Origin of the sequence: Exiguobacterium sp. SL-9 (assembly GCF_004336985.1) — a bacterium.
Taxonomy (GTDB): Bacteria; Bacillota; Bacilli; order Exiguobacteriales; family Exiguobacteriaceae; genus Exiguobacterium.
The window spans coordinates 74,162-100,305 of the sequence record NZ_SJUO01000004.1; the positions used below are offsets into that span (position 1 = coordinate 74,162).

General features: G+C 53.4%; 31 protein-coding genes and 1 riboswitch. Of the genes, 16 read left to right on the forward strand and 15 right to left on the reverse strand.

What is annotated here, in order from left to right; genetic code table 11:
* The first annotated feature begins 8 nt into the window (after positions 1–8).
* A complete protein-coding gene (locus EVJ34_RS11225) occupies positions 9–533 on the forward strand; it encodes a GNAT family N-acetyltransferase (RefSeq protein ID WP_131434709.1) in 525 nt (174 codons plus the stop codon).
* Between the two features lie 34 nt (positions 534–567).
* Here the strand turns inward: EVJ34_RS11225 and cbpA are convergent, their stop codons facing one another.
* Positions 568–1,203 (reverse strand): cyclic di-AMP binding protein CbpA, encoded by a 636-nt coding sequence (gene cbpA / locus EVJ34_RS11230; RefSeq protein WP_021068112.1) that lies wholly within the window; start codon positions 1,201–1,203, stop codon positions 568–570.
* Between the two features lie 187 nt (positions 1,204–1,390).
* On the opposite strand from cbpA, the gene pdxK reads away from it, so the two are divergent.
* From pdxK to bshB2, 3 genes are read left to right on the forward strand one after another with little or no spacing between them, the layout of a single operon-like run.
* Entirely contained in the window at positions 1,391–2,215 is an 825-nt protein-coding gene (gene pdxK / locus EVJ34_RS11235) for a pyridoxine/pyridoxal/pyridoxamine kinase (RefSeq protein WP_131434707.1), read from the forward strand.
* Between the two features lie 53 nt (positions 2,216–2,268).
* The gene (locus EVJ34_RS11240; protein ID WP_034780768.1) at positions 2,269–2,640 is read left to right on the forward strand and encodes a YojF family protein; all 372 of its coding nucleotides are present in this window, start codon (positions 2,269–2,271) and stop codon (positions 2,638–2,640) included.
* Positions 2,637–3,290, forward strand: a complete 654-nt coding sequence (gene bshB2 / locus EVJ34_RS11245) for a bacillithiol biosynthesis deacetylase BshB2 (RefSeq protein ID WP_131485677.1) — start codon at positions 2,637–2,639, stop codon at positions 3,288–3,290. Before EVJ34_RS11240 ends, bshB2 begins: the two co-directional genes overlap by 4 nt.
* 165 nt (positions 3,291–3,455) lie before the next feature.
* Here bshB2 and EVJ34_RS11250 read toward each other — a convergent pair whose 3' ends face one another.
* The 4 genes from EVJ34_RS11250 to EVJ34_RS11265 all read right to left on the reverse strand — a co-directional run bounded on the left by EVJ34_RS11250 (position 3,456) and on the right by EVJ34_RS11265 (position 6,808).
* Positions 3,456–4,289: an undecaprenyl-diphosphate phosphatase gene (locus EVJ34_RS11250; RefSeq protein ID WP_131485818.1), complete on the reverse strand. Its 834-nt coding sequence runs from the start codon at positions 4,287–4,289 to the stop codon at positions 3,456–3,458.
* Between the two features lie 91 nt (positions 4,290–4,380).
* Entirely contained in the window at positions 4,381–5,523 is a 1,143-nt protein-coding gene (locus tag EVJ34_RS11255) for an MFS transporter (RefSeq protein WP_236636698.1), read from the reverse strand.
* Positions 5,524–5,636: 113 nt separating this feature from the next.
* Positions 5,637–6,149, reverse strand: a complete 513-nt coding sequence (locus tag EVJ34_RS11260; RefSeq protein WP_114164876.1) for a type 1 glutamine amidotransferase domain-containing protein — start codon at positions 6,147–6,149, stop codon at positions 5,637–5,639.
* Positions 6,150–6,220: 71 nt separating this feature from the next.
* Positions 6,221–6,808 carry a DNA-3-methyladenine glycosylase gene (locus EVJ34_RS11265; RefSeq protein WP_483297327.1) on the reverse strand — a complete coding sequence of 196 codons (588 nt, stop codon included), beginning with the start codon at positions 6,806–6,808 and terminating at the stop codon, positions 6,221–6,223.
* Between the two features lie 137 nt (positions 6,809–6,945).
* Between EVJ34_RS11265 and EVJ34_RS11270 the strand changes: the two genes are divergently transcribed.
* Complete coding sequence (locus tag EVJ34_RS11270) at positions 6,946–7,419, forward strand: NUDIX hydrolase (RefSeq protein ID WP_131485679.1); 474 nt, start codon at positions 6,946–6,948, stop codon at positions 7,417–7,419.
* A gap of 61 nt (positions 7,420–7,480) precedes the next feature.
* On the opposite strand, the gene nhaC is transcribed toward EVJ34_RS11270, so the two are convergent.
* Positions 7,481–8,857, reverse strand: coding sequence for a Na+/H+ antiporter NhaC (nhaC, locus tag EVJ34_RS11275; RefSeq protein WP_131434694.1), 1,377 nt, complete (start codon positions 8,855–8,857; stop codon positions 7,481–7,483).
* A 208-nt stretch (positions 8,858–9,065) separates the two neighbouring features.
* Here nhaC and queC point away from each other — a divergent pair, with 208 nt between their 5' ends.
* The 4 genes from queC to queF are packed head-to-tail and all read left to right on the forward strand — an operon-like array spanning position 9,066 to position 11,357.
* Positions 9,066–9,710, forward strand: a complete 645-nt coding sequence (gene queC / locus EVJ34_RS11280; protein ID WP_131485680.1) for a 7-cyano-7-deazaguanine synthase QueC — start codon at positions 9,066–9,068, stop codon at positions 9,708–9,710.
* A complete protein-coding gene (gene queD, locus EVJ34_RS11285) occupies positions 9,707–10,162 on the forward strand; it encodes a 6-carboxytetrahydropterin synthase QueD (protein ID WP_021068101.1) in 456 nt (151 codons plus the stop codon). Before queC ends, queD begins: the two co-directional genes overlap by 4 nt.
* Positions 10,162–10,857: a 7-carboxy-7-deazaguanine synthase QueE gene (gene queE, locus EVJ34_RS11290; protein WP_236636699.1), complete on the forward strand. Its 696-nt coding sequence runs from the start codon at positions 10,162–10,164 to the stop codon at positions 10,855–10,857. The genes queD and queE overlap by 1 nt, the downstream gene beginning before the upstream one ends.
* 11 nt (positions 10,858–10,868) lie before the next feature.
* On the forward strand, positions 10,869–11,357 hold the full coding sequence (gene queF, locus EVJ34_RS11295) for a preQ(1) synthase (RefSeq protein ID WP_021068099.1): 489 nt from the start codon (positions 10,869–10,871) through the stop codon (positions 11,355–11,357).
* Positions 11,358–11,388: 31 nt separating this feature from the next.
* On the opposite strand, the gene EVJ34_RS11300 is transcribed toward queF, so the two are convergent.
* The gene (locus tag EVJ34_RS11300) at positions 11,389–12,045 is read right to left on the reverse strand and encodes a TVP38/TMEM64 family protein (RefSeq protein ID WP_131485682.1); all 657 of its coding nucleotides are present in this window, start codon (positions 12,043–12,045) and stop codon (positions 11,389–11,391) included.
* A 115-nt stretch (positions 12,046–12,160) separates the two neighbouring features.
* Here EVJ34_RS11300 and EVJ34_RS11305 point away from each other — a divergent pair, with 115 nt between their 5' ends.
* A complete protein-coding gene (locus tag EVJ34_RS11305) occupies positions 12,161–12,670 on the forward strand; it encodes a hypothetical protein (RefSeq protein WP_131485683.1) in 510 nt (169 codons plus the stop codon).
* Positions 12,671–12,703: 33 nt separating this feature from the next.
* Here EVJ34_RS11305 and EVJ34_RS11310 read toward each other — a convergent pair whose 3' ends face one another.
* From EVJ34_RS11310 to EVJ34_RS11320, 3 genes are all read right to left on the reverse strand, one after another.
* Positions 12,704–13,192, reverse strand: coding sequence for a hypothetical protein (locus tag EVJ34_RS11310; RefSeq protein ID WP_131485684.1), 489 nt, complete (start codon positions 13,190–13,192; stop codon positions 12,704–12,706).
* Between the two features lie 90 nt (positions 13,193–13,282).
* Positions 13,283–13,738, reverse strand: a complete 456-nt coding sequence (locus tag EVJ34_RS11315) for a GNAT family N-acetyltransferase (protein ID WP_021068095.1) — start codon at positions 13,736–13,738, stop codon at positions 13,283–13,285.
* A gap of 58 nt (positions 13,739–13,796) precedes the next feature.
* Entirely contained in the window at positions 13,797–14,561 is a 765-nt protein-coding gene (locus EVJ34_RS11320; RefSeq protein ID WP_131485685.1) for a TrmH family RNA methyltransferase, read from the reverse strand.
* A 221-nt stretch (positions 14,562–14,782) separates the two neighbouring features.
* Here EVJ34_RS11320 and EVJ34_RS11325 point away from each other — a divergent pair, with 221 nt between their 5' ends.
* The 3 genes from EVJ34_RS11325 to EVJ34_RS11335 all read left to right on the forward strand — a co-directional run bounded on the left by EVJ34_RS11325 (position 14,783) and on the right by EVJ34_RS11335 (position 18,552).
* Positions 14,783–16,411, forward strand: coding sequence for a PTS transporter subunit IIBC (locus tag EVJ34_RS11325; RefSeq protein ID WP_058765444.1), 1,629 nt, complete (start codon positions 14,783–14,785; stop codon positions 16,409–16,411).
* A gap of 52 nt (positions 16,412–16,463) precedes the next feature.
* Complete coding sequence (locus tag EVJ34_RS11330) at positions 16,464–17,255, forward strand: endonuclease/exonuclease/phosphatase family protein (protein ID WP_131485686.1); 792 nt, start codon at positions 16,464–16,466, stop codon at positions 17,253–17,255.
* 112 nt (positions 17,256–17,367) lie between these two features.
* Entirely contained in the window at positions 17,368–18,552 is a 1,185-nt protein-coding gene (locus EVJ34_RS11335; protein WP_131485687.1) for an MFS transporter, read from the forward strand.
* A 33-nt stretch (positions 18,553–18,585) separates the two neighbouring features.
* Here the strand turns inward: EVJ34_RS11335 and EVJ34_RS11340 are convergent, their stop codons facing one another.
* Positions 18,586–19,290 carry an alpha/beta hydrolase gene (locus EVJ34_RS11340; protein ID WP_131485688.1) on the reverse strand — a complete coding sequence of 235 codons (705 nt, stop codon included), beginning with the start codon at positions 19,288–19,290 and terminating at the stop codon, positions 18,586–18,588.
* Positions 19,291–19,366: 76 nt separating this feature from the next.
* Here EVJ34_RS11340 and EVJ34_RS11345 point away from each other — a divergent pair, with 76 nt between their 5' ends.
* Positions 19,367–20,632: a purine/pyrimidine permease gene (locus EVJ34_RS11345; RefSeq protein ID WP_131434671.1), complete on the forward strand. Its 1,266-nt coding sequence runs from the start codon at positions 19,367–19,369 to the stop codon at positions 20,630–20,632.
* Between the two features lie 19 nt (positions 20,633–20,651).
* On the opposite strand, the gene EVJ34_RS11350 is transcribed toward EVJ34_RS11345, so the two are convergent.
* Genes EVJ34_RS11350 through EVJ34_RS11365 form a run of 4 tightly spaced genes read right to left on the reverse strand, consistent with a single transcriptional unit; the run spans position 20,652 to position 23,605 of the window.
* Complete coding sequence (locus EVJ34_RS11350; protein ID WP_131485689.1) at positions 20,652–21,044, reverse strand: RDD family protein; 393 nt, start codon at positions 21,042–21,044, stop codon at positions 20,652–20,654.
* Entirely contained in the window at positions 21,041–21,688 is a 648-nt protein-coding gene (locus tag EVJ34_RS11355) for an NAD(P)H-binding protein (RefSeq protein ID WP_131485690.1), read from the reverse strand. Before EVJ34_RS11355 ends, EVJ34_RS11350 begins: the two co-directional genes overlap by 4 nt.
* A 34-nt stretch (positions 21,689–21,722) precedes the next feature.
* A complete protein-coding gene (locus EVJ34_RS11360) occupies positions 21,723–23,027 on the reverse strand; it encodes a nucleobase:cation symporter-2 family protein (RefSeq protein ID WP_131485691.1) in 1,305 nt (434 codons plus the stop codon).
* On the reverse strand, positions 23,024–23,605 hold the full coding sequence (locus EVJ34_RS11365) for a xanthine phosphoribosyltransferase (RefSeq protein ID WP_131485692.1): 582 nt from the start codon (positions 23,603–23,605) through the stop codon (positions 23,024–23,026). Before EVJ34_RS11365 ends, EVJ34_RS11360 begins: the two co-directional genes overlap by 4 nt.
* Positions 23,606–23,682: 77 nt before the next feature.
* A riboswitch (purine riboswitch) is annotated at positions 23,683–23,784 on the reverse strand.
* Positions 23,785–23,915: 131 nt separating this feature from the next.
* Here EVJ34_RS11365 and EVJ34_RS11370 point away from each other — a divergent pair.
* Together EVJ34_RS11370 and EVJ34_RS11375 are read left to right on the forward strand one after the other, a co-directional pair.
* Positions 23,916–24,524, forward strand: coding sequence for an NAD(P)-dependent oxidoreductase (locus EVJ34_RS11370; RefSeq protein WP_131485693.1), 609 nt, complete (start codon positions 23,916–23,918; stop codon positions 24,522–24,524).
* A 60-nt stretch (positions 24,525–24,584) separates the two neighbouring features.
* Complete coding sequence (locus EVJ34_RS11375; protein WP_021068083.1) at positions 24,585–26,138, forward strand: ABC-F family ATP-binding cassette domain-containing protein; 1,554 nt, start codon at positions 24,585–24,587, stop codon at positions 26,136–26,138.
* The last annotated feature ends 6 nt before the right edge of the window (positions 26,139–26,144 follow it).

Genomic DNA, 26,144 nt, shown 5'->3' on the forward strand with positions numbered 1-26,144 from the left:
GGGAAATGATGACCATCTCGCTCGTCCCTTTACAAGAAGCGTCGGACGCCATCGTCGCGACGTTTAATCGCTGGAACAATGACCCGACAATCGTCCATTTGATTCGTCCGGCCCGGTCGGAAGAAGAGCTCGTCGCCGAACAGTACATGACGGTACACGATTTGACGAACCGCCTCCAGACACATGACATCTTCCTCATCTACACAAACGACACGCTCGTTGGGGAGGTGAACGTGATCTATGATGCCCCGCATCTTTACGACAAAGAGCCCGGAAGCGCTTGGCTCGGGCTTGTGATTGGAGAACCGAGCGGTCGCGGGAGAGGTGTCGGCACAACGGCCCTCGCCCTGTTAGAAGAACGACTGCGTGCGCAAGGCGTGCCTCGCATCGAGCTCGGTGTGTTTGGGTTCAATGAAGCGGCTCATCACCTTTATCGAAAGGTCGGCTACACGGAAATTGCCCGCATCGAGGCGTTCACCTATTGGAACGGCCGGTTTTGGCCAGATATTCGAATGGAAAAACGATTGGACTGAAAAGACCTTCCTCAAGCACGAGGAAGGTCTTTAATCAGTTGTTCAAGTTTTCGACTTCGACGACGCGGAACCCTTTTTGTTCAAGTTTCGCGACGATTTTGTCCTTCGTCTTCTCGTCACAGTCCGGTGGCAACGTGATCAATACCCGGCGCAAGACTTTACTCTTGGCGTCAAGCGTCATGAGACTAGCGATCGATGAATATTTGCTGATGACTTTCGTGATTTTCTCAAGCGCCCCCGCCTGCTCACTAAGTGCGATTGTGACAACATAACTCCCCGTATCACGGCTCCATGCCTCTTCGAGCATGCCGAGCATCTTCCCGTGCGGCAAAATCCCGTAGAATTCGTTGCTCTCATCTTTCAAAACAGCGATATACGGTAATTCTTTGATCGAGAAGAACACTTTGAAGAAGCCGTCCGATTCATGGACGTACTTTTGCGTGTTCTTGATGAGCTCCATGACGTTATCGTCTAGGCTCGCCCCACTCATCCCGTGGCGATAAATATGCATTTTATAAATATTACCGCGGAAAAACGTTCCCGTCTCATCGAGCACAGGGACACAGCGGTAGCCTGTCTTTTCGAGCGTGTCGAGCGCCTCGCGTAATGTCGCCTTTTCACTGATTGTGACGACATCTTTCTTCGGAATGCATAAGCTATGCACTAACATGCGGTTTTCCTCCTAGCCAATTGAAAGTGGTCTACACCCTATTCATTACTATTCCCCAAATATGATTGAAATCCTGCCACCAAATTTCAAAACTTATTCCTGTCTCGATGCGACCTCGGGATTTGTCGTATCGTCAAAAAGTCGTTATAGTGAAACTATCCAAACAGACAAAGGGGATTGAACGACTATGACAATGAAAAAAGCGTTAACGATCGCCGGCTCGGATACGAGCGGCGGTGCAGGCATCCAGGCTGATTTGAAGACGATGGAAGAGCTCGGTGTTTACGGGATGACCGCACTCACAGTCATCGTAGCGCAAGACCCGCATAACGCGTGGCACCACGAAGTGTTCCCGATTGACACGACGTTGATCGAGAAACAAATCGATACGGTCCTCGCCGGAATCGGGGTTGATGCTGTCAAGACCGGCATGCTCCCGACGCCAGAGATCATCGAACTCGCCGCTCGTAAAATTAAAGAGTACGGCATCCAAAACGCGGTCGTCGATCCGGTCATGGCATGCAAAGGTGCTGATGAAATTCTCAATCCGGACGTCGCGGTCGCGATGCGCAAGCACCTCGTGCCGGTCGCTAAAATCATCACACCAAACTTGTTCGAGGCGCGTATGCTCGCTGGCCTTGATAAAACACCTTCAACGATGGAAGAAATCAAAGAGGCCGCACGCTTGATCCATGAACTCGGCGCTGAAATCGTCATCGTCAAAGTCGGTGGCAAGCTCGGCTTCGATACAGCGTTCGACGTGCTTTACGACGGCAACGAGTACCGTCTCCTTGAGAGTGAGAAAATCGAACCAGCTTTCACACATGGTGGGGGTTGCACGTTCTCATCAGCAATTGCGGCATCACTCGCGAACGGTCACTCTGTCGACGAGGCGATTCAAATCGGAAAAGAGTTCATCACGGAAGCGGTCCGTCATTCGTTCCGTCTCAACCAATACGTTGGTCCGACGAACCATACCGGGTACCGTAAAAAATTAGCAACACAATCTTAACGGGTGGCCCGGGACGCATGTCTCGGGTCATCGTTTCCATTGGAGGGAACCGCGTGAAATCGATTCAACCTACAACCATCCAGACCTACTTAGACGCGCATGTATCCATGCCGCTCTATGTCCATGTCGAGACGACGAACGGGGCGTATGCGACGCATAACGACCCTGATTTCCATAACGCCGGCATGTTTATTCGCAACGTCGTCATCGAATATAGCATCGGCCAAATCAAAGGCAACGGCCCATACCGGGTCGGCTTGAAGCTTGATCACGGGTGGCTTTACGTCGAAGGCTTGACCGACTACGAACAGCATGGGGATCAACTCCTGCTCGCCGGTCACGACCGCCTCGGTCGTCTCGCCTGCGCCTTACACTTAGACATCAAACCGCTCCCGCAAGGAGCCTCGGAGGTGGAAAGCCAATGAATGGACCATTACTCGTCATTTTTCCGCATCCCGATGATGAAGCGTTCAGCTCCGCCGGGACGATCATCCAACATCAAAAAAACGGATTCCCGGTCACGTACGTCTGCTTGACGCTCGGTGAGATGGGCCGCAATATGGGTTCGCCGATTTTCACGACGCGAGAAGAGTTACCGAAGATTCGCAAGCATGAGCTCGAGGAAGCGTGTGCCGTCATGGGCATCGACGACCTCCGCATGTGGGGACTCCGCGACAAGACCGTCGAATTCGAAGACGAAGCGGAACTTGCCGGACGGTTTAGTGCCTTGATTGAAGAAGTGAATCCTGCTCGTGTCATCTCGTTCTACCCGGGTTACGCCGTCCACCCCGATCACGAGGCGACGGCACGGGCGGTCGTTCGAGCGCTCCAAGAGATGGATGAAGCGAATCGTCCTGAGTTTTTAGGGGTCGCGTTCGACCACCGCACCGAAGCAGAACTTGGAAAACCGCACGTCATCATCGAAGTCGGTGACGAGAGCGCCGCGAAACGCGAGGCGTTGCTCGCCCACCGCTCCCAGACGGAAGGCCTGCTCCGTGCGATTGATAACGCAGAAAACGCCCACGTCATGGAGTTACTCCAACGTGAGCGCTTCTATCACTATCCGTTCTCATGATTCGTAGGCGAGACGTGTCATGTACAATAGTGCACCGACAGCCCCGAGGCCGATCAACGTTCCCAATACGACAACGATATGTTCCATGTTCTCACCTCTACTTGGTTATACGAACTTGATGGATCATTGGTTTCAAAGCGCATGTGCTGACATGCGCTTTTTTGCTTAGAAGTACAAGAAGTAAATCACAGCCGCCAGCACGATGCGATACACCGCGAACGGCGTCAACTTCACTTTGTTGATCAACTTCAAGAAGAATTTAATCGACAACAGCGCGAATAAGAACGCGCTAATGAATCCGACGACGAAGACCGGGAGGGTCGCCATCGTAAAGTACTCCCATTTGCTGTAGAGCGACAGCGCACTAGCACCGAACATAATCGGTACAGCCATGATGAATGTAAAGTCTGCCGCTGCCCGGTGACTCATCCCTAAGAGGACACCTCCCGAGATGGTCGAACCTGAGCGTGAAAAACCTGGCCAGAGCGAGAAACATTGAATCAGGCCGACACCGAGTGCCTGCTTATACGTAATCTCATCAAGCGTTGCAGTCGTTTGACGCTTTACGCCTGACAAGTCCGCGGCAATCATGAAGAATGCCCCGATGACGAGTCCGATTAAGACGGTTTTGATCGAGAACAAGTTCTCATCGATATAGTCTTCAAACAATAGCCCGAGCACGCCTGCCGGGAGCAGACCGATGAAGATATGTAGCAAGTTCAGTTTCTTTGTCGGTCCGCTACTACGAATCGCGAGCAACTCCTTCGGATTCAATAACTCTTTGAACCGATTTCGAAATACGACGATGACCGCTAAAATCGAACCGAGCTGAATGACGATCTTAAATGTGTTCGCCACCTCTTGACCGAGGAAACTACTCGAGTTGAGCCATAGGTCGTCCACGAGAATCATATGTCCCGTTGACGATACCGGAGCAAACTCTGTCAGTCCTTCGACGACACCTAACAAAAACCCAATCAGTAGTTCATACCATTCCATCTTCTGTCTCCTACTTCTGTATTGTTTCTTATCATACACGGTTGCTTCTCCGCCCGCCTCGGTCTTGAGGCGTAAAAAAGAGGATGCTCGCTTACGCATCCCCTCTCCATCCTATGAATATGACGACCAGCTGATGCATACAGACGACCACACCGATGAACAAAAATGCGATGAATAGCGTCATACCAGCTCCAACAATAAACACTAGTCCGATGAGAATGATGCTCCCGTGTAGCAACATCGAGACGGATGACTCGGTCGTCGCCCGGATGACGGACGGGACACGGTGATGCAGCACGCCGAGATAGAGCGGCTCGACCATGCCGACAAGAAACGCCATGCCTGCCATCCAGACGAGACCGGCTTGTCCCGGGAAAAGGCCCAGTAGGACGAAACCGATGCCGATGCCCCAGCCGATTCCGTTCAACCAGCGATCGGCCGTCGCGATTTGTAACAAGATCGGTGCGAGCAGTTGCCCCGGTACTTGAATGAGCAACAGAACGGTCGATATCATTCCGAACCAATAGATGGGCACCTCAACGTCGCGGGCATATACCTGCCAAAACTCATCGATGAAATTGAAGGCGGCAAACGTCACAACAAACATCGACGTCATGATGAGCAATTGCCGAAGCTGCCAGACGAAGCGGAAACCGGCCTCGATATCCGCCCACGTCAAGCGTTCGTCTGACATGACTCGTTTCGGTTCGACGAGCCCGCAACTGCAACACGTCGCGATGAACAAACTGACAATCGACAGCACATAGTTCAGTTCAAACGGGAAGCGTGTGGCCAGCAGACTACCACTGATGGCAGCGAGAACGGCTGCGACGATTCCAATCACATTCAATCGGCCGACCGAGCGCTCGAACGTCTCCGTCTTCCCATCTTGCTCAAGCGTCTCATAGAGCAGTGCGTTCTCCGCCCCACTCCGGAGCGCCGCCCCAATGCCTGATAAGGCGATGGCTAATGCGAAACCACCAAACGAAAAGGAAACAAGCAACACGACAAAGGAACCCCACTCGAGTGCAGTCCCAATTTGCAACAGACGTCGGCGTTCCAAGCGATCAGCCAACACACCTGTCGGCACTTCGAGCATCACGACGAGGACGGCATAAATCATCTCGAGATAGACAACCTCTTGAAGCGTGATCGTCCGCGACTCCCAAAACAGACGTTCAATCGTGTAGGCTGGGATGAGCGCATCGAACCAACGCATCCAGCCGAGCAACACGACGTTTCGACCGACTTAACTAGGTGAACGTGCTCGTTTCATCTGAATCTCCTCCTTATTCACCTATTCCCGCTTCCACAAAAAAAGCCACGGAAAATTCCGTGGCTTGCACATTATTTAAGCAGATTGAGCATCTCGCGATTGAACGCCGGGATGTCATCCGGTTGACGGCTCGTCACGAGCTGTTCTTGGCAGACGACGACTTCTTTGTCGGCATACTTCGCACCGGCATATTCCATGTCGACTTTAATCGACTTGTAGCCGGTCGCGTCGCGTCCTTCGAGCGTCTTCGCCGTAATCAACAGCTGTGGGCCGTGACAGATGGCGAATACCGGCTTTTTCGCGTCCATGAACGCCTTGGCGAATTGGACGAAACGGTCATCTTCGCGTAACAAGTCAGGTGAGAATCCGCCCGGTAACAGTAGTGCGTCAAAATCTTCCGGTGACACGTCATCGATGGCTTTGTCGATTGTGACCTTCGACTCCCCTTGTTTGCCTTCGACCGTGTTGCCGGCTTTCTTCTCGATCGTGACAACGTCGTGCCCCGCTTCCACCAATGCGTCGCGTGGACCTGTAAACTCTACGTCTTCAAACATATCTGTGATTAGCGTTGCTACTTTTGCCATATCGGAAACACTCCTTAGTTTTTGTTTTATGCACATAAGGACTGTTCCACCCGTAACGGACCATTAAACATTCAGCGGAACTTTGAGACGTACGGATTGGCTCGTTCGAAGAAGCGGTACGGGTAGTCACGCGCTTCGCCCGTATTCGGAATGCCGACCCGCGGACCGGCCTCGATATCCGGGATGGCGCTCCCTTCGACGATATAAAGCGGTTCATGTTGAAGCGAATGCCCATACAGGTCCATCGTGATCCCGAGCGCTTTCGTCAGCTTGCCGGGACCGTTCGTCTGATCGAACCGTTTGATGCCAGGTCGATTCATGTCGATGATGGCCTGTCCTTCAATCGGCTCGATGGCTCGGATGAGGACGGCTTCCGGCGTGCCGACCGGACCGCTCACGACGTTCAAGAGTGTATGTGTGTGCATCTGATACGTATAGACATGTCCCGGTAACCCGAACATGACCTCGGTCCGATTCGTCCGCCTGCCCCCGAAGCTATGGGCCGCTCGATCGATGGCACCAAGGTACGCTTCCGTCTCGACGATTTTCCCGACAATTTGACCGTCGAGATGATCATGGACGAGATAATGACCGAGTAGTGACCGGGCCAGTTCGAGCGTCGGTTGTTCATAAAATGATGGATCGAGTCGTTTCATCATCATCCCTCCCTCGGTTTATTTTCTCAAATGAAGACGGGGTGACACAAAGAAGATGCCCGATGACAATCAAGTCGGCTCAGGCAGGAGTTTCAAGGGTATGACCGGAATGTATGTACAGGAAAGTGAGGCGAACCAAGGTGGGATATCTATTAGAATTAAGAAAGACAGTCGGCAACAGGCCATTAATCACTGTCGGGGCGACCGTGCTCGTCTTGAATGACAGGCATGAGCTATTGTTTCAGCATCGTTCCGATACGCATGATTGGGGATTGCCTGGGGGATCGATGGAGTTGAACGAGACGTTAGAAGAAGTGGCCGCTCGTGAATTGAATGAAGAGACAGGGCTTGAAACCGATCAATTTGAACTCGTCGGTGTCTGTTCGGGGCCGAAGTTTTACTTCAAGTACCCGAACGGGGATGAGACGCACAGTGTCATCAACCTCTTCCATGCGAAGCGCGTGCAAGGGACGTTAGCCATGAACGACGGAGAAAGTCTGGACTTGCAGTATTTCTCAAGAGCTGATTTGCCGACGGATATCGAATCCAGAGCGCAGGCGCTCATCGACCAGTTCGGGGATGCGTTATGGCAACTCGAGAACTCTTTTATCTGAGACACTCAAAAACCATCCAGGACAGCTAATTGTCCTGGATGGTCTTTTTGGAATCATTCGATTAAGATGCGATTCGCATCGCCTCACGTTGCTTTCCCAACTTCACGTATCCGAGAATAATCGAGAAGATCGGGCTGAGCCAGAGGAAGAAGGCGAACGGTGCGTATTCAAGCACCGGCACACCGAGCGTGGCCGCGAAGAACGCACCCGACACGCCCCATGGGATGAGCGGGTTGATCACCGTCCCGCCATCTTCGAGGGCACGTGACAAGTAACGGGGATCGATGCCGCGGTCGATAAACCCTTGCTTGAACGCCTGACCTGGGAGCAAGATTGACAAGTACTGCTCGCCCGCGAGCAAGTTGACACCAATCGAGCTGAGGACGACCGAGAGCACGGAACTGCCCGGTGACTTCAATCGTTCGAGCAATGCGTCGACAATCGCTTGGAACACACCGAGTTCACGGAGCAACCCACCGAAGGCGAGCGCAATCAAGACGAGGCTGACCGACCAGAGCATCGACTCGAGTCCACCACGGTCCAGTACGGCCGCAATCGTCTCGTTCTCGACGCCCGACTTGAAGCCGGCCTGCATGACGCCGAACCAGTTCGTGACGTTCCAGTTACCTTGAACAAACCCTGCCGTCAACACACCGGCGAACATCCCGACGAGCATCGTCGGCAAGACCGGCATCCGGCGGAACGCAAGCACCGCGACGAGAACAGGTGCGAGGAGTGTCAACCAAGATAAGTTGAATCGCCCGGCGAGTGCCGCCTGTGCTTCAGCGATTTGGGCCGTATCCGCTGCTTGACCGCTCCGACCGAGAATCGTAAATAAGACGAGTGTGATGAGGAAGGCTGGGACGGTCGTTCCCATCATGAAGCGGATATGATCAAACAGTTTGACACCGGCCACGGCCGGCGCAAAGTTCGTCGTATCTGACAATGGACTCATTTTATCGCCGAACAATGCACCCGAAACGATTGCCCCGGCGGCAAGCGCCGGAGAGATCCCGAGCGCCATCCCGATTCCGAACAAGGCGACCCCGACCGTACCGACTGTCGTGAAGGCACTACCCGTAAACGACGAGACGATCATCGTGATGAGCAGGACGCTCGGCAAGAACCATTGCGCTGAAATTGTATCTAAACCGATGGAGAGGATTGTCGCCACCGTGCCAGACATTTGCCATACGCCAATCAACATCCCGATCAACAATAAAATCAAGACCGGCATGATGGCTTCGCGAATCCCGCTAATCATCGCGGCTTCGATTCGTTTGAAATCACGCGTGCGATAATACGCGTAACCTCCTATTAATACCATTGTGCCAAAGATCGCCATATGTGGCGTCGCTTTGGCCAAAAACATCAGTGCGAGCAGGGAAATACCGCTCAGCAGCACGACGAATACAGCCTCTTTTCCTTTCATCTGCATCGACGTCCCCTCCTTTCAGTTCCATTATTTTCTACCTAACCGCTTAAACGCTTTTATGCGCGAAAGTGTTTCAGTGATGTTCTTTACTATACCTGCTTCTCTTTTCCCTGTCAAACGTCTTTTTATGGTAAAGTAAACGCTCGAGGGTGACCTCCGGAGTTCGTAACCTCCTCCGACATCAAAACTAGCGAAAAAGGAAGTGTGCACGTTGCAACACGAAAAAGCATTGGTCGTCTTTAGTGGCGGTCAAGATTCTACCACTTGCCTGTTCTGGGCAAAACAACAATTCTCTCATGTGGAAGCGGTGACGTTCGCCTACGGGCAGCGCCACGACGCGGAAATCGAGGTCGCGAAAGAAATTGCGGCCGAACTCGATGTCCCGCACCACATCCTCGACTTGTCCTTACTCGGACAACTCACCTCCAATGCGCTGACGAGACACGATCTCGACATCGACAATGCGGACGTCCCAAACACGTTCGTCGATGGACGCAATCACTTATTCTTATCCTTTGCGGCCGTCATGGCCAAACAGCTCGGTATGCATCACATCGTCACGGGCGTATGTGAGACCGATTTTTCTGGTTATCCGGATTGCCGGGACCAATTCGTCAAATCACTGAACGTGACGCTCAACTTGGCGATGGACTATCCGTTCGTCATCGATACACCACTCATGTGGCTCGACAAAAAACAGACGTGGGAACTCGCGGACCGACTCGGTGCGTTCGACTTCATCAAAGAACGGACGCTCACGTGCTATAACGGTATCCTCGGATCAGGTTGTGGCGAATGTCCGGCGTGCGTGCTCCGTCAAAACGGCCTCGCCGCTTATGAGGAGGTGCGCGTATGAAGAACGCTCCATTCCTCGCCCCGACGAGTGTCGAAGCCAAACAAGACGGCTCGCTCATCTACTGTCCGCACCGCGTCCAAATCGTCAAAGAAGTGACATTCGATGCCGCGCATCATTTGTTCGATTACGACGGTAAATGCCGCGCGCTGCACGGACATACGTATAAATTGCAAATGGGCATCAGCGGTTTTCTCGATAACCGTGGCATGACGCTCGACTTTGGCGATTTAAAAGCCATCTTTAAAGAAGAACTCGAACCATACCTCGACCATCGTTATTTGAATGAGTCGTTACCTTATATGAATACAACCGCTGAAAATATGTGCTACTGGATTTTCGAGCAGCTCGCCAAACACTTACCTGACGAGCGTGACGTCCGTGTCGAGTTCGTCAAATTGTACGAGACGCCGACATCGTACGCCGAGTTCCGACGCGAATGGTTGGTGGACTGATGAAAATCCCTGTTCTCGAAGTGTTCGGCCCGACGTTTCAAGGTGAAGGTCGTGCCATCGGGCAAAAGACGATGTTCGTCCGGACCGCCGGTTGCGATTATCGCTGTTCATGGTGCGACTCCGCCTTCACGTGGGACGGCTCGGAGAAACCAGATATGCTCACGGCCGATGAGATCATCGAACGGCTCGACGCCCTAGGTAGTTACGACTACGTGACCATCTCGGGAGGCAACCCGCTCCTCATTGCCGCGATGAAAGACTTGGTGACGAAATTGAAGGCGCGCGACGTCAAACTCGCCGTCGAGACGCAAGGCAGTCGCTATCAGGACTGGCTCGCTGATATCGACGACGTGACGCTCAGTCCGAAACCACCGTCTTCCGGCATGGCGACCGACTGGGAGAAACTCGATGTCATCGTCGAACGGCTGCGCCCCGAACAAACAACGTTCAAAGTCGCCGTCTTTGACGAGATTGACCTCGCCTATGCGAAATCAGTCCAGGCACGTTACACGCCGGACGTCATGTACTTATCGGCCGGCAATCCTGAGCCCGGTGCGGACGGTGACATCACCGACGCCCAGCTCCGTCGCTTAAAAGAATTGTGGGAGGACGTCGCCCGTGACCCGTCATGGCAAAGCGTCCGTGTCCTGCCGCAACTGCACACATTACTATACGCCAACGAACGTGGCGTCTAAGGAGAATATCTATGAGACCAGAAGACTTACAAGACTTGTCGCTCCTCGGACAGAAGAGCGTCCCATACATTTTTGAATACGCACCGGACGTCCTCGAAGCATTCCCGAACCGTCACCCGGAGAACGACTACTTCGTGAAGTTCAACGCACCGGAGTTCACGTCACTCTGCCCGATCACGAACCAACCGGACTTCGCGACGATTTACATCTCATACATCCCAGACGAGAAACTCGTCGAGTCGAAATCACTCAAGCTGTACTTGTTCAGCTTCCGTAACCATGGGGACTTCCATGAGAACTGCATCAACGTCATCGGGAAAGACCTCGTCAAATTGATGGAGCCACGCTATCTCGAAGTGTGGGGCAAGTTCACGCCACGCGGCGGCATCTCGATCGATCCATATTACAACTACGGCAAGCCGGGCACGAAATACGAAAGAATGGCGGAGCATCGCTTGTTCAATCACGACTTGTATCCGGAGACGGTCGACAACCGTTAACCAAAAAGTAGGCGTCCCTTCCTAGGAACGCCTACTTCTTTTTGTAGCGATTAATTTGTCGTTTAATCGGTTCGCGGAACACGGTCGCCACGAGCGTCAGGACGACAAAGACGACGAGGGCGAGGATGATTAGCTTAACGTCTCCGCTCGCGAGGCTACTGCCGAGGAAGTTGTTGGCGAACGCTCCTGGAATCATCCCGACCATGGTCGCAAAGACATAACCCGGGAGTTTCACTTTCGCCAAACCTGAGGCATAGCTGACCAAGTCAAAGTTGACGAGCGGGATCAAGCGCAAAATCAAGACGTAGAAGAACCCGTCCTCTTCAATCTTATGTTGCACCTTCTCATAGCTACTCGTCTCGAAATGGTGGAGAAAACGGTCGCCGAAACGAATCGCAATATAATAAGCGACGAGCGCGCTGAGTGTGGCCCCGATGACCGTATAGACGACACCAGGCAACGTCCCGAACGCCAACCCACCGGCGACGGACAAGACCGACGTCGGGAATAAGATCAACGGACGAACGGTGAACAGTAAAATGTAGACGAGCGGGGCGAGCCAACCGAATTGAACGATATAATCGCGAATCTCACCCGGTCGCAAATCAATCCACTGATAAAGGAACGTCGCGATACCGAAGACGAGCAAGACGATGGCAATAATCCACTGCGTTTTCCACTTGTTCATCGGTCGACCACCTCTCTTTCTTTCATCATATCGCCTCCTCTTGGAAAAGTAACGCCTTCCTTTTTTTAGGAATCACATTATGGTACGGTTAGAAAAAGCAGAAGGAGGAATCCCTATGTACTTGGCAGATGCCATTAAACTGAAGAGCCTGCTCATCAAGCAGATTGATAAACTTGTTGAAGAAATCGAACGTGTCGCGTTCATCGAACTCGAGAAAGACGAACCACTCCCGACGATTCAATCCCGCTCACTCGAAGACATCGAAGTTGAGCTCGAGGCGATTCGGACCGATTTACGTCGCCTCGACCGCCTCGTCTGTGAGGCGAACCTGCATACCATCATCGAGACGAATGACGGACCGCTCCCACTCGTCGAAGCGATGGAGTTCGCCGTTCAATTACGGGCTCAAGCCCGGATGTATCAAGATTTGGCCGAACGCCCGAAACGTGAATTTCAAACCGGTTACGGTGAAGCGACGACCATCATCAAGCATGCGCTCTATGACCCGGAACTGTATCGCTTGAAAGCCCGCGACGTCGAGAAACGAGCTACCCGCATCAGAAGTGCCATCGACTCCGCCAATCATCGAACCGAGATCGAGTTTGACGCAAGTCGTTATATGTAACGAAAACGCGCTGGGATTTTTCCCGGCGCGTTTTTACATGTGATGATTATGGTGGTCGTGATGATGTGAGCTCGAACGGCGTCGCGGGACCGGCTCATCGGCGAACTTCTCCCCGTCCAAGATGCCGAGCCGTTTATATTGGCGGTCGACCCGCTCTTTCGTCTCGTCGTGCACGTGCGGCGACTCCATGACCAAATGGTAACTGCCAAGCGCGACCCGGAACGGCTCCATCTGTGTCCGCTCGACCGGGAACGACGTCACGTCTCGCAAGTAGTCAGCGAGACGGTTCGCCGACTCGTCACTCGGATGGTCGGCCAAGTCTGACGCGAACTGTTGCATATCTTTCAACAGGCTGTTCGTCTTTACTTGCTTACCGACCCCCCCGATAACAGCGAATACGATAATACCGATAATCAAGAAAAAGAAAATCGGAAAAATGATGGGCACGCCACTAAAAAATGAATCCCCCATTCCTCCCGAATCGATGTATACTTCTTCTCCAAATGCAAACGCATGGACCATAATGTCTCCCCCTTTTTTCTATCATACGAATGTAGCCCCATTTGGTTTCATGCCAATAAAAAAACCGTGGCATTCGCCACGGCTTTTCGGTCAGTTCAATTGTTTCTCCATCATGATACGAGGCTCGTTATCCTCTGTATACGCCCCCATGATGTCGTATCCGCACAACAGGTTCAAGATGATGACCCCTTTGTTCGTATTGCGTGCCTTCGTTCGAATCGAGTGGAACCCTTGCGCCTTCACCCATTCGAGTTGCGTGTCCATCAGCTTGCGGCCGATGCCATGCTTTTGAAACTCAGGGTGGACACCGCCGGCCCAGCTATAGAAGCGATACGGCTCGGCCTCATAACCGATTTTAAAACCGACGAGACGCTCGTCTGAAAACGCGAGCAACACGAGCGGGTTCGCATGACGATACAGCCGTTCTTTAAAACGCAGTTGATCGATGTCCCCGTAAAGCGTCCGGTACAGATTAAAGAATTCCTCTTCATAGTCTTTGAAATTCGTCGTCACATCTTTCACGATAAATGAACTGGTCGTACTCATCTTTCCATCCCCTTTCAGTATATGGACAAGTTGTTCGTACGCCTGTACCTTTCGCCGTTTACTCCGTTTTTCCTGTCTCGCGCGCAAAAGCGGTCAAACCTTTTTGCTTATACACGCCGAGCGACCGCTTCGGAAGGCTCTTCACCATCCAATTTTTTAAGATGCGCTGCTTCTCTTCCACCTTCAGTCCATAGCCGTCCGTCACGACGTGGCGCGCCCGCGTCGTCACATCGTACAACGAGATGGCGGCAGCGACCGAGATGTTCAAGCTTTGGACGTATCCTTGCATCGGGATCAAGTAATTGCCGTCCGCCTTGGCGAGCGCCCGTTCCGATACGCCGTGATGTTCATTCCCGAACAAGAGTACAGTCGGTTTCGACACGTCGAGATTCTCAAGCGGGACCGCCTTCTCACTAAGTGCCGTCGCAAGCACTTGGTAACCGTCCGCCTTCAACCGATCGATCGCGTCCTCGATGGAAGGGTGTTCGACCACGTCGACCCAACGATCGGCGCTTTTGGCGATAATCGAGTTTGGCTTGAACTTGGCCCGTCCCTCGACGACGTGCAACGTCTGGACACCGAACGCGTCCGCCGAACGGAGCACGGCCGACTGGTTGTGCGGGTCATCGACCCCTTCCGTCAAAATCGTGATATGGTTCGTTCGTAAATCCAGCACTTCCTGCATGCGCTTGACGCGGTCAGGCATCAACATGCTGTACAGCAGTCGGTCCTCTTCTAATAACAGGCCCGACTGCAACAATTCATCGAGTAGTGCCGCCTGCTCTTCTTTTGATAATGCCGATGTCGTCTGTCTCCATCCCATCGTTCTCGCCCCTTTCAACCTCTAGTATTGTAGCGAGATTCGTTCCGACTGACAAGTTGGGCGAGAAACGACTCGAATATCCTCTCGGTATGAAAATCTATGAAAATTAGGAAAACGGTTGCACAAATTTATGCAATCGATTACAATCATCTATGCAAGCGATTGCATTGACAGTCGCCATAGACAGATAAAAAGTTCCGTATAGGAAGGAAGCGTATCACATGAAACAACTCATCTCGTTCGACTTTTGGCAGAAACTCGGTAAGGCCTTAATGGTCGTCATCGCCGTCATGCCAGCCGCAGGTCTCATGATTTCGATTGGTAAATTGATTGGCATGTCAGCCGGAGACGTCAGCATCTTGCTCACGACGGCCCGCATCATTGAAGACCTCGGTTGGGGAATCATCGTCAACTTACATATCTTGTTCGCAGTCGCCATCGGTGGCTCATGGGCGAAAGATAAAGCCGGCGGTGCCTTCGCTGCGCTGATCGCCTTCATCTTGATCAACCGTGTCACAGGCGCCATCTTCGCCGTCAACGGAACGATGCTCCAAGACCCGGAAGCGACAGTCCAGTCACTCTTCGGAGCTGACCTTGTCGTCGCTGACTACTTCACATCTGTACTTGGTTCACCTGCCCTCAACATGGGCGTGTTCGTCGGGATTATCGCCGGTTTCCTCGGTGGTGCCCTCTATAACAAGTTCTACAACTTCAACAAATTACCGAATGCCCTCTCGTTCTTCAACGGGAAGCGCTTCGTGCCATTCGTCGTCATCCTCGGTTCGGTCGTTGCCGCCATCGCGTTGTCCATCATTTGGCCGACGATTCAAGGCGCGCTCAACAGCTTCGGTGAATGGATCGCGACGTCGCGCAACACGGCGCCGGTTCTCGCGCCGTTCATCTACGGTGCACTCGAGCGTCTCCTCTTGCCGTTCGGACTTCACCACATGTTGACGGTACCAATGAACTACACGGAACTCGGTGGCACGTACACGATTTTGACAGGGGCGACAGCCGGTTCGGTCGTTGCGGGTCAAGATCCGCTCTGGTTGGCTTGGGTCACTGACCTCGTTAACCTGCGCGCTGCGGGTGATACGGCTGCTTACAACGCGTTGCTCGCTGACGTCGTACCGGCCCGTTTCAAAGTCGGTCAAGTCATCTTGTCATTCGCTGCCTTGATCGGTGCCGCTTACGCGATGTACCGCAACGTCGACGAAGACAAGAAAGCACAATACAAGCCGATGTTCTTGTCGGCTGGTCTCGCCGTCTTCTTGACGGGTGTCACAGAACCAATCGAATTCATGTTCATGTTCGTCGCTCCAGTCCTTTACGTCGTCTACGCGCTCATGGCCGGTGCCGCCTTCGCTTTAGCGGATGTCATCGACCTTCGTGTCCACGCGTTCGGTGCGATTGAATTACTCACACGCATCCCGATGATCGTCAAAGCGGGACTGTTGCAAGACTTGATTAACTTCTTCCTCGTTTCGGCTGCCTTCTTCTTCTTGAACTTCGGTGTGTTCAACTTCTTCATCAAGAAGATGAACCTCCCGACGCCTGGCCGTAACGGGAACTATATGGAAGAAGTGACAGAGAAATCGAACGTGACAGGCAACGAGCAGGTCATGGGGATTATCGCGCTACTCGGTGGGGAAGAGAACATCGAGGACGTCGATGCCTGCATGACGCGTCTCCGTGTCACAGTCAAAGACATGTCGCTCGTCTCAGAAGAGAGCGAGTGGAAAAAGAACGGCGCCATGGGTCTCATCTTGAAAGACCGTGGTGTCCAGGCAATCTACGGCCCGAAAGCCGACGTATTGAAGTCTGATATTCAAGACGTCATCGGTGCATAATCAACAGGCCAGCTCGTACGAGTTGGCCTGTTTTTTCTAAAGGAGGACTATCGTGAATATTTTAACGCTGAACTGTCACGCCTGGTTAGAAGACCGTCAACAAGAGAAAATCGACTCGATCGTCGAACGGATCGCGAGCGAGGAATACGACATCATCGCACTCCAAGAAGTGAATCAACATAAAGAGGCCCCACACATCGACGGCTTGATTCGAGAGAACAACTTCGCCTACGTGCTCGTCGAGCGTTTGAAAGAGCAAGGCGTCGATTACTACATGACGTGGGACTTTGCTCATTATGGCTATGATATCTACGAAGAAGGCGTCGCGATTTTATCGCGCACTCCGTTCGTGTCGACCGAATCGTTCTTCGTCTCCCAGACGACCGACCCGAACGATTACAAATCTCGGAAAATCGTCAAGGCGGTCGTAGACGGTATGGACGCACCGATGGCGATTTACTCCTGTCACCTTGGTTGGTGGCATGATGCCGATGAACCGGTACGCCATCAGCTCGATGAACTACTTCGTCGCGTCGAAGATGACGATCGCGCCTTACTGCTCGGCGACTTCAATAACGATGCGTTCATTCGTGGCGAAGGGTATGATTACTTGATCGAGCACGGTCTCCAAGACTTGTTCCACTTGGCGACCGAGCGTGAAGGCGATGCGACCGTCCAAGGCAAGATTGCCGGCTGGGACGAGAACAAGCAGGCGCTTCGCATCGACTTGATGTTGACGAACGCCCCGATTCACGTCTCGCGCCATGCCGTCGTCTTTGACGGCGAGAACGGTCCGATCGTCTCGGATCATGCCGGTGTCGAAGCGACTGCATTCTGGCGTTAATTTAACCCTTTTCTTTCACAATGTGAGAGAAAAGGGTTTTGCTTTTGGCGAAAATTCGGTATGGTTGGAAACGACTGATGTCTAATGACTATATTTCTGAAAGTAGTGATTTATTTTGACGACCACCCCATCGCTCAGTCGGACCGACTGGACGCTGATCTTATCGCTCGCCTTGCTCACGTTCGTGCTCGGAACGAGTGAGTTTGTCATCGTCGGGATTTTACCCGATATCGCCGATGGCCTATCGATTTCGATTGCCACGGCCGGAACGCTCGTCTCGGCGTTCGCCATCACCTTTGCCATTGGGACCCCGCTCACGATGTCGTTCACGAGCCATTTGCCGAAACGAAAATTGATGCTCACGCTCACAGCTGGGTTCATCGTCTTCAACTTATTCAGCAGCCTCGCTCCGACGTACGGGATATTGCTCGTGCTCCGGATGATGACCGCCGTCGTGACCGGCGTACTCATCTCACTCGCCATGCTCGTCGCCAGTGAATCGGTACCAACCGGGAAGCGCGGCATCGCTGTCTCCTTCATCTTCGGCGGTTTCACGATGGCGAACGTATTTGGCGTCCCGCTCGGTACGTTCATCGGGCAACGGGCCGGATGGGAAACGACATTCCTGTTGACGACCGCTTTAGGCGTCGTCGCATTTCTCGCCGTCTACCGTGTCGTGCCGAGCCATTTAACGAGCGTCAAAACGTCGATTGCCGATCAATTGCGCCTCTTGACGAACCCGCGGATTTTAATCGCGTTCTTCATCCCCGCGTTCGGCTTCGGTGCAACGTACGTCGTCTATACATATCTCGTCCCAATCTTAAAAGATGTCCTCGGCGTACCTGTCGCTTGGGTCAGCCCGATCTTGTTCGCTTACGGGTTCATCTCCATCTTCAGCAATCTGGCGGCTGGAAAGATCGCGAGCCATAATCCAATCGGACGGCTACGGTTCGTCTTTCTCATCCAAGCGCTCATCTTAGCGGCCTTGTATGTGACGACATCGAGCGTGACGCTCGGTCTGATCAATATCGCGCTCATGTCGTTCATGGCGATTCTACTGACGACGTCGACGCAAATCTATTTGATCGATTTGGCCGAGAAGTTCAATCCTGACGCCAAAGGCCTGGCCTCATCGCTCATGCCGGTCGCAAGCAACGTCGGGATCGGAATGGGCTCGGCGCTTGGTGGTCTTGTCTATGCCAACGCACCCGTCATGACGCTCGCCCTCGTCGGTGGTGCCGTCGCGCTCGTGACAGCTTTGCTGACCGCGGTCAGTCATCAGCTCGACCAACGTTAAAACAGCGTGCCCCTTGATGTGGGCACGCTGTTTTTATAACCAATCCAAGATTTGATCGATCGTCTCGTCGAGTTGTTGTTTGGCGCTGAGCGGGCTGTCGTTGTCCCCGTCCTGTGGTCCGTACATCCCGAAGTTAGCGTGGTTGCCGTCTTTGATTTGATGGAAGACGGCGTCATCCTGCACGTTGTCACGACTCGCCTCGATATCAGCCGGTGTGGCGAGACCGTCGATTTCCCCGGAGACGGACAAGACACGTAAATCGCTGTCCGCCATCGTACTGATTGGATACGATGCGAGGAAGATGACCCCGTCGACTTGCTCCTCATGCTCAAGCGCGTAACCGGACGCAGCCGAGCCACCGAGTGAATGCCCCCCGACGACCCAACGTTCGATGTCTGGATGGGCGGCGATGATCTCTTCTGCTGCATCGATATCTGCTATCCCAAGATTTAAGCGCAACGATGGGATGGCGACGAAGACACCTTCTTCTGCCAGTCTGGTGCCATAATAGGCGTATGCCTCTTTCTCGACTTTCGCTCCCGGATACAGGATGAACCCAACCTCGCTGTCCGTCTGCCCGAACTCGAGACGATTGTCCACTTCCGTCGCCTCCGCCGCGTAGCTGAGCGCCTCATCCGTCGGTCCGTATGTCAGTTGTGTCCACACAAGGAATCCGATGATGGCGACCAAGATGATTCCTACTAGGCCAAGGCCAATCCACTTCAATTTTTTCTTCATTATAAGACCTCCATTTGCATCCACTTCCCCATCACGGTACACTAGTAGTAAAAAAGGGAAATATCAGGGGGACACCATGACGAAAAGTTCTGTAACCACGACGATTCAGTGGTTTATTTTTATTTTAGCTACAAACATTGTACCACCGCTCTCGATCGCTGCCTTATTTGAACTGTCACCAGCCGAGACGATGACGTTCATCTCGCGCTCGCTGTTCATCTTCGCCCTCTTCAGCATCATCCAAACACTGCTCGGCCACCGTCTACCGATTTTAGAAGGACCGGCCGGGATATGGTGGGGCGTGTTCACACTCTATGCCTCCATCGGTCCGGCGCTTTACGGTAGCGGACAAGAGACACTCCAAGCGCTCGGTTTCATGTTGTTCTTGAGTGGTGTGCTCGGTGTGGTCATGACCGTCACCGGCCTGTTGCGACGGATGCTGTCGTTGTTCACCCCACAAGTACTCGGCGTCTATATGATTCTGCTCGTCTTGCAACTGTCGGGCGCCGTCATTAAAGGTGGCTTCGGCGTGACCGAGGACGGCATTAACGTCGTTCAGGCCGTCGCGACGGCCGGTCTCGTTTTGTTCGCGCTCACGCTCGAGCGGAGCCGGTTCAAACAGTACGGACTCGTCATGACGCTCATCGCCGGATTTTGGTTGTTCAACCTGCTCGGACTCGGCAACCCGATCGTCCGTTCCGAGTCATTCTTCCTCGTACCTGAACTATTCCCGTTCGGAACGTGGGTGTGGGATTGGAACTTGCTCCCGACGGCTTTCGTCATCACGCTCCTGCTCATGACGAACGTCCTCGCCAATATCAAGTTGATTGAACGCATCGTCAGCTCGCGCGAGAAGCGTCAAATCGAAGGCAACGTCCCGGCGTCCGGTGTCGTCAGCGGCATCAGTCAAATGGTCGCGGGCATGTTCGGGACACCGGGACCGGTCGCCATCTCTGGAACGGCTGGTTTCTTATCCTCGACGGAGAGCGTCCATCGCTCACCACATCTCGTGGCCCACGCTGTGATGATGGTGCTCGCCCTTATCGGTCCGTTCGTCTCGCTCATCGCGAGCATCCCGGCCGCCGTCGGATACGCCATCGTCACCCCGCTCATCGCGACGATGATCATCATCGGAATCAACGAGGCGGCGTTCGAATTGAACCAAAAGACGGCGTCACTCACTGTCGGTCTCCCGCTCGTGATCGGAGCCGGCGCGATGTTGCTCCCACCTGGGGCAATGAACGATTTGCCACCGCTCTTGGCGACCGTATTCTCGAACGGACTCGTCCTCGGAACGATCGTCGCCTTGACGACGGCCATTCTCAGCCGCATCAAAGACTAAAAAAACTGACCTCGCGAGGTCAGTTTTTTTCGATTACGTGCATATGGAACGCTGCATCGTGCGGCAAGACGGCACCGGCTTCGGCCTCGAAATGCGCACGGTCCTTGACGTAGGCGACAATCGAGCGCGTATCGCGGTGCAGTGCCCGTTTGAACGCTTGCTCGGCCGTGACTGGTGTCCCGTCGTCGTTCGTCAACTCGAGACCCATCAGCTTATAGCCGAGCGTCTGTCCGCCGCGACGCATCTGACATGCCTCGAGCGCATAGGCGACGAGCATCGGCGTGATGACGGTATGGACGAACTCGCTCTTCACTTTCTTACGTACAATCTGTTCGACACCGTAACTGACCAATCCAGCGATGACGCTATCCATCAACACGGCTTGCGTCCGCTTTTTCGTTAGTCGCTTCATTGGCTCATCCTCTGCATCATGCCAGACGTCAATACTTCGATGCCTTGTCCTTCTTCCGCGGCCATGATCAAGGCACGCGCCACGTGGAGCGCTTGAATCGGTGCGGCATCTGGTAGTTTATCGAGTAACAACGGTTGGAGCGGACGGCTGACGACTTCGGCCGCTTTCTCGCCGAGACGGAACTCTTCCCGATCTCCGAGCAGGAGCGACGGACGGGCGATAATCAAGTGTTCGAAGCCGAACACTTTGAGCCCGTTCTCGAGCTCTCCTTTCACCCGGTTGTAGAAGAAAGGTGACCGAAGTGACGCGCCTTGTGCCGAGACGACGGCATAACGTGTCGCACCGTGCTGCTTCGCGACGCGCGCCACTTCGAGCGGCAACTCGAGGTCGACGTGTTTGAACGCCTGACGTGAGCCGGCGACGGCAATCGTCGTCCCGAGTGCACAGTAGACGTCATCAATGTGCGGCAACGCCTCGTCCATCCCTTCGAACCCGACGACTTCATGCAGTTTCGGGTGACTCCATCGTTTCGAGCGACGGACGACAATCCAGACTTGATCATACCGTTCCTGTTCGAGTAACTGTTCGACGAGTTCGCGTCCAATCAATCCGGTGGCGCCAACGACTAATGCAGTTTTCCCCATGCTTGTTCCCCCTAGTTACGTAGTTCCTTTCAGTCTAGCTGACTTGCCGGTTATCGGCAACGACCTCGGCCGGACGGAACCGGTCGACGAGACGGAAGAAACCGTTCAAGAACAGGGCTGTGAATGAGCCAGCGACGATGGCACTGTCCGTGAACAACTGCACCGCTTCCGGCATATTTGCGACGATGGCCGGGTTGGCCGTGATGCCGAGCCCGACACCGATTGACAAGGCGATTGTAATCAAGTTCTCATTTTTCGCGAAATCGACTTGGCTCAAAATCCGAATCCCTGACGCGGCGACCGTACCGAACATGACGAGCATCGCCCCACCGAGTACCGGTTTCGGGATCAATGTCGTGAACGTCGCGACTTTCGGCAAGAAGCCGAGTAAAATCAATAGTCCACTCGTCCAGAAGATGACGCGACGCGATTTGACGCCTGACAATTGGACGAGTCCGACGTTTTGACTGAACGTCGTGTATGGGAAGCTGTTGAAAATCCCACCGAGAATCGTCGCCACACCTTCGGCCCGATACCCTTTCGTCAACTCGTTCGAGCCAATCGGTTTTTTCGTAATATCGCTCAATGCCAAGAAGACACCCGTCGATTCAATCATCGAGATGATGGCCACGAGCGTCATGACGAGGATGGCCGAGACGTCAAACGTCGGCATCCCGAAATAGAACGGTTGCACCATTTGGAACCAGCCCGCCTCACGCACCGGGCTGAAGTCGACGAGACCTAAGAACGCGGCGACACCTGTGCCGATCAAGACGGCAAACAAGACAGCTGCCGCACGCGTGAACACGGTACCGATTCGGTTCAAGATGAGAATCAAACCGATAGTCAAGCCACCGAGCGCTAAGTTTTGCATCGAAGCGAAGCCGGGCTCACCCGGCATCCCGCCACCGATGTCATTGACAGCGACTGGGATGAGCGAGAGACCGATAATCGTCACGACCGAGCCTAGCACGACCGGCGGGAAGAAACGGGCCAGTTTCCCGACAAAGCCTGAAATGAAGATGACAATGATTCCGCTCGCGATGAGTGCCCCGTAAATAGCGGTGATGCCGCTCGAACTACCGATGGCAATCATCGGACCGACCGCGGTGAACGTACAACCGAGTACGACTGGCAGACCAACACCGGTGAAACGAGTCGTCCATACTTGCAACAGTGTCGCGACGCCGCACATGAACAAATCAATCGCAACGAGGTAAGCGAGTTCTGTCGGACCGAGCCCGATGGCTCCGCCGACGATGAGCGGGACGATGGCCGCGCCCGTGTACATGGCGAGTAAATGTTGGAATCCGAGGCTGGCTGTCTTGAACGTATTCATCGGACCACCTCCACGAAGGAAATCTCACCCGCTTCAAGTTTGGCGATCCGGGCGAGTGACTCGACTTGATAGCCTCGCTCGAGCAGCTTGTCCCGTCCTGGTTGGAACGACTTCTCGATGACGATGCCGACACCGGCGACGACCGCACCAGCCGACTCGACGAGTTGTGTCAAACCGAGTGCTGCTTCGCCGTTGGCGAGAAAATCGTCGATGACGAGCACGCGCTCCCCAGGTTGGACGAAGCGACGGCTCAAACTGATGCGATTCGTTTCTTGTTTCGTGAACGAATAGACGTCGGCTTCGACGAGATCGTCTTGAAGCGTGAGTGATTTGCGTTTGCGGGCGAAGACGAACGGAATGTCCATCTCAAGTGCCGTCATCATCGCCGGAGCGATCCCACTCGACTCCAATGTGACGATGCGGTCGATTCTGGCGTCACGGAACCGGTCCGCGAACTCACGACCAATCGCCTGCATCAAGACAGGATCGACTTGATGGTTCAAGAAGGCATCGACTTTCAATACGTGTTCGGACAACGCTTGTCCTTCATTTCTGATTTTGTCTTCTAGCTGCTTCATTGTTTTCCCTCCAACAAAAAAATGCGATTCGTCACCCCAACCCGGGGACGACGAACCGCATGGAAACAAAACGAATGCACACGACAAGCGTCACCCGTAGTCGAACCATTTACGGTGGTTCGGTAGAGACTTGCGGGCCATATTCCCGCTGATATACGAGTGCGAATCTTTTATTTATATAAGATAGGACTTATTCTAGACGATATTTCGTAAAATGCAACCCGTTTCCGAAAAGACGGCTAAAAGTTCGATTTTTCTGAAACTGCTGTATACTAAAGATACTGGAAAATCGAGAGGAGCCACGTCCATTATGAAGCTATTCGTTTTAGGTGCCACCGGTCGGACCGGTCATCAGTTTATCGACCAGGCCATCGAGCATGGCCACCACGTGACCGCTTTCGTGCGGGAACAGAAAAAATTGATTCCGACGCCGCAACTTGAAATCATCGAAGGCGATGTCACGGACAGTGCCTCTTTGACAGACGCTGTAGCTGGTCATGATGCCGTCATCAGCTGTCTCGGGACTGACTTGAGCGACTCGGACTTCTTGGCCCGTGTCACCGATGCGCTCGTCCCGGCACTGAAAGCGAACGGCATCACCCGCGTCGTCTATCTCGCCTCGGCTGGGATTGATAAAGAAATTCCGGGCCTTGCTGGTACGGTCGTGACGTTCATGCTTCGGAAGCCACTCCGTGACCACCGGGCCGCGGTCGATCTGTGGCGCAACTCGTCGTTCGATTATACGATCGTGCGGCCGATGCAATTGACGGACGGTCCCCGGACTTCCGTGTATCGCACGTCCCTCGACAGCATTCCAGACAACGGAAAACAGATTTCACGGGCCGATGTTGCCCAGTTCATGCTGAACGCCGTCGAAGACCAACTCTTCATCCGCCAATCGATCGGACTGGCGTACTAATTTTTTGGATTCCATGCTACAATATCGGATAGTCAACTTTGAAGGGAACGAATAAGAATTATGAGTATATTAACAGTACAAAACTTAAGCCACGGTTTCGGTGACCGCGCCATTTTGAATGATGTGTCTTTCCGTCTATTGAAAGGCGAACACATCGGTCTCATCGGAGCCAACGGTGAAGGAAAATCAACGTTTATGAACATCATCACGCGTAAGCTCCAGCCGGACGAAGGCAAAATCGAGTGGGCGAAAAACGTCCGTGTCGGTTACCTCGACCAGCACGCCGTCCTCGAGCGCGGGATGACGATTCGGGACGTATTAAAGAGCGCGTTCCAATACTTGATTGACACCGAAACACGAATCGGTGAGCTTTATATGGAGATGGGCGATGCGACGCCTGAACAGATGGACGACATGCTCGCCGAAGTCGGCGAACTTCAGGAGATGCTCGATTCGAACGACTTCTATATCATCGACGCGAAAGTCGAAGAAGTCGCACGCGGTCTCGGTATTTTAGACGTCGGACTCGACCGTGACGTCACGGACCTCTCGGGTGGTCAGCGGACGAAAGTATTGCTCGCGAAATTGCTTCTCGAGAAGCCGGACATCCTTCTCCTCGATGAGCCGACCAACTATTTGGACGAAGCCCATATCGAGTGGTTGAAGCGTTATCTCCAAAACTACGACAACGCCTTCATCTTGATCTCGCACGATATCCCGTTCTTAAACAGCGTCATCAACTTGGTCTACCATATGGAGAACCAAGACTTGTCACGCTATGTCGGGGACTACGACAAATTCATGGAAGTGTACGAGATGAAACGCTCGCAGCTCGAATCGGCTTATAAACGCCAACAAGCTGAAATCGCCGACCTGAAAGACTTCGTTGCCCGCAACAAGGCCCGTGTCTCGACGCGGAACATGGCGATGTCACGCCAGAAGAAACTCGATAAGATGGACGTCATCGAATTGAGTGCGGAACGTCCGAAACCAGAGTTCCGGTTCTTGCAGGCACGCACGTCAGGTCGTCTCATCTTTGACGCCAAAAATCTCGTCATCGGTTACGATGAGCCGCTTTCACGCCCGCTCGACCTCCAAATGGAGCGCGGTCAGAAGATCGCCCTCGTCGGTGCGAACGGGATCGGGAAAACGACGCTGTTGAAGAGTCTTCTCGGCATGATCAACCCGCTTGAAGGAACCGTCGAACGCGGTGAGTTCTTGGAGATCGGGTACTTCGAACAAGAAGCGGCCGTCAGCAACAACACGTGTATCGAAGAGATTTGGAGCGAGTTCCCATCACTCAACCAGCAACAAGTCCGGGCCATGCTCGCGAAATGCGGTCTCATGACGAAGCATATCGAGAGTAAAATCGCGGTCCTCAGTGGTGGAGAGAAAGCGAAGGTCCGTCTCTGTAAGCTCCAAAACAACGAATCGAACTTGCTCCTCCTCGATGAGCCGACGAACCACTTGGACGTCGACGCGAAGGAAGAGTTGAAGCGCGCATTGAAAGAATATAAAGGCAGTATCCTACTCATCAGTCACGAACCGGAGTTCTATCAAGACATCGTCACCGACGTCTGGAACTGTGAATCGTGGACGACAAAAGTATTCTAATCCGTG

Bases quoted from the DNA above. Each gene is read 5' to 3' on its own strand.
- EVJ34_RS11225 (WP_131434709.1), top strand. From the start codon at position 9: ATGACCATCTCGCTCGTCCCTTTACAAGAAGCGTCGGACGCCATCGTC.
- cbpA (WP_021068112.1), bottom strand. From the start codon at position 1,203: ATGTTAGTGCATAGCTTATGCATTCCGAAGAAAGATGTCGTCACAATC.
- pdxK (WP_131434707.1), top strand. From the start codon at position 1,391: ATGACAATGAAAAAAGCGTTAACGATCGCCGGCTCGGATACGAGCGGC.
- bshB2 (WP_131485677.1), top strand. From the start codon at position 2,637: ATGAATGGACCATTACTCGTCATTTTTCCGCATCCCGATGATGAAGCG.
- EVJ34_RS11250 (WP_131485818.1), bottom strand. From the start codon at position 4,289: ATGGAATGGTATGAACTACTGATTGGGTTTTTGTTAGGTGTCGTCGAA.
- EVJ34_RS11260 (WP_114164876.1), bottom strand. From the start codon at position 6,149: ATGGCAAAAGTAGCAACGCTAATCACAGATATGTTTGAAGACGTAGAG.
- EVJ34_RS11265 (WP_483297327.1), bottom strand. From the start codon at position 6,808: ATGATGAAACGACTCGATCCATCATTTTATGAACAACCGACGCTCGAA.
- nhaC (WP_131434694.1), bottom strand. From the start codon at position 8,857: ATGCAGATGAAAGGAAAAGAGGCTGTATTCGTCGTGCTGCTGAGCGGT.
- queD (WP_021068101.1), top strand. From the start codon at position 9,707: ATGAAGAACGCTCCATTCCTCGCCCCGACGAGTGTCGAAGCCAAACAA.
- queE (WP_236636699.1), top strand. From the start codon at position 10,162: ATGAAAATCCCTGTTCTCGAAGTGTTCGGCCCGACGTTTCAAGGTGAA.
- queF (WP_021068099.1), top strand. From the start codon at position 10,869: ATGAGACCAGAAGACTTACAAGACTTGTCGCTCCTCGGACAGAAGAGC.
- EVJ34_RS11300 (WP_131485682.1), bottom strand. From the start codon at position 12,045: ATGAACAAGTGGAAAACGCAGTGGATTATTGCCATCGTCTTGCTCGTC.
- EVJ34_RS11305 (WP_131485683.1), top strand. From the start codon at position 12,161: ATGTACTTGGCAGATGCCATTAAACTGAAGAGCCTGCTCATCAAGCAG.
- EVJ34_RS11310 (WP_131485684.1), bottom strand. From the start codon at position 13,192: ATGGTCCATGCGTTTGCATTTGGAGAAGAAGTATACATCGATTCGGGA.
- EVJ34_RS11315 (WP_021068095.1), bottom strand. From the start codon at position 13,738: ATGAGTACGACCAGTTCATTTATCGTGAAAGATGTGACGACGAATTTC.
- EVJ34_RS11320 (WP_131485685.1), bottom strand. From the start codon at position 14,561: ATGGGATGGAGACAGACGACATCGGCATTATCAAAAGAAGAGCAGGCG.
- EVJ34_RS11325 (WP_058765444.1), top strand. From the start codon at position 14,783: ATGAAACAACTCATCTCGTTCGACTTTTGGCAGAAACTCGGTAAGGCC.
- EVJ34_RS11340 (WP_131485688.1), bottom strand. From the start codon at position 19,290: ATGAAGAAAAAATTGAAGTGGATTGGCCTTGGCCTAGTAGGAATCATC.
- EVJ34_RS11345 (WP_131434671.1), top strand. From the start codon at position 19,367: ATGACGAAAAGTTCTGTAACCACGACGATTCAGTGGTTTATTTTTATT.
- EVJ34_RS11350 (WP_131485689.1), bottom strand. From the start codon at position 21,044: ATGAAGCGACTAACGAAAAAGCGGACGCAAGCCGTGTTGATGGATAGC.
- EVJ34_RS11355 (WP_131485690.1), bottom strand. From the start codon at position 21,688: ATGGGGAAAACTGCATTAGTCGTTGGCGCCACCGGATTGATTGGACGC.
- EVJ34_RS11360 (WP_131485691.1), bottom strand. From the start codon at position 23,027: ATGAATACGTTCAAGACAGCCAGCCTCGGATTCCAACATTTACTCGCC.
- EVJ34_RS11365 (WP_131485692.1), bottom strand. From the start codon at position 23,605: ATGAAGCAGCTAGAAGACAAAATCAGAAATGAAGGACAAGCGTTGTCC.
- EVJ34_RS11370 (WP_131485693.1), top strand. From the start codon at position 23,916: ATGAAGCTATTCGTTTTAGGTGCCACCGGTCGGACCGGTCATCAGTTT.
- EVJ34_RS11375 (WP_021068083.1), top strand. From the start codon at position 24,585: ATGAGTATATTAACAGTACAAAACTTAAGCCACGGTTTCGGTGACCGC.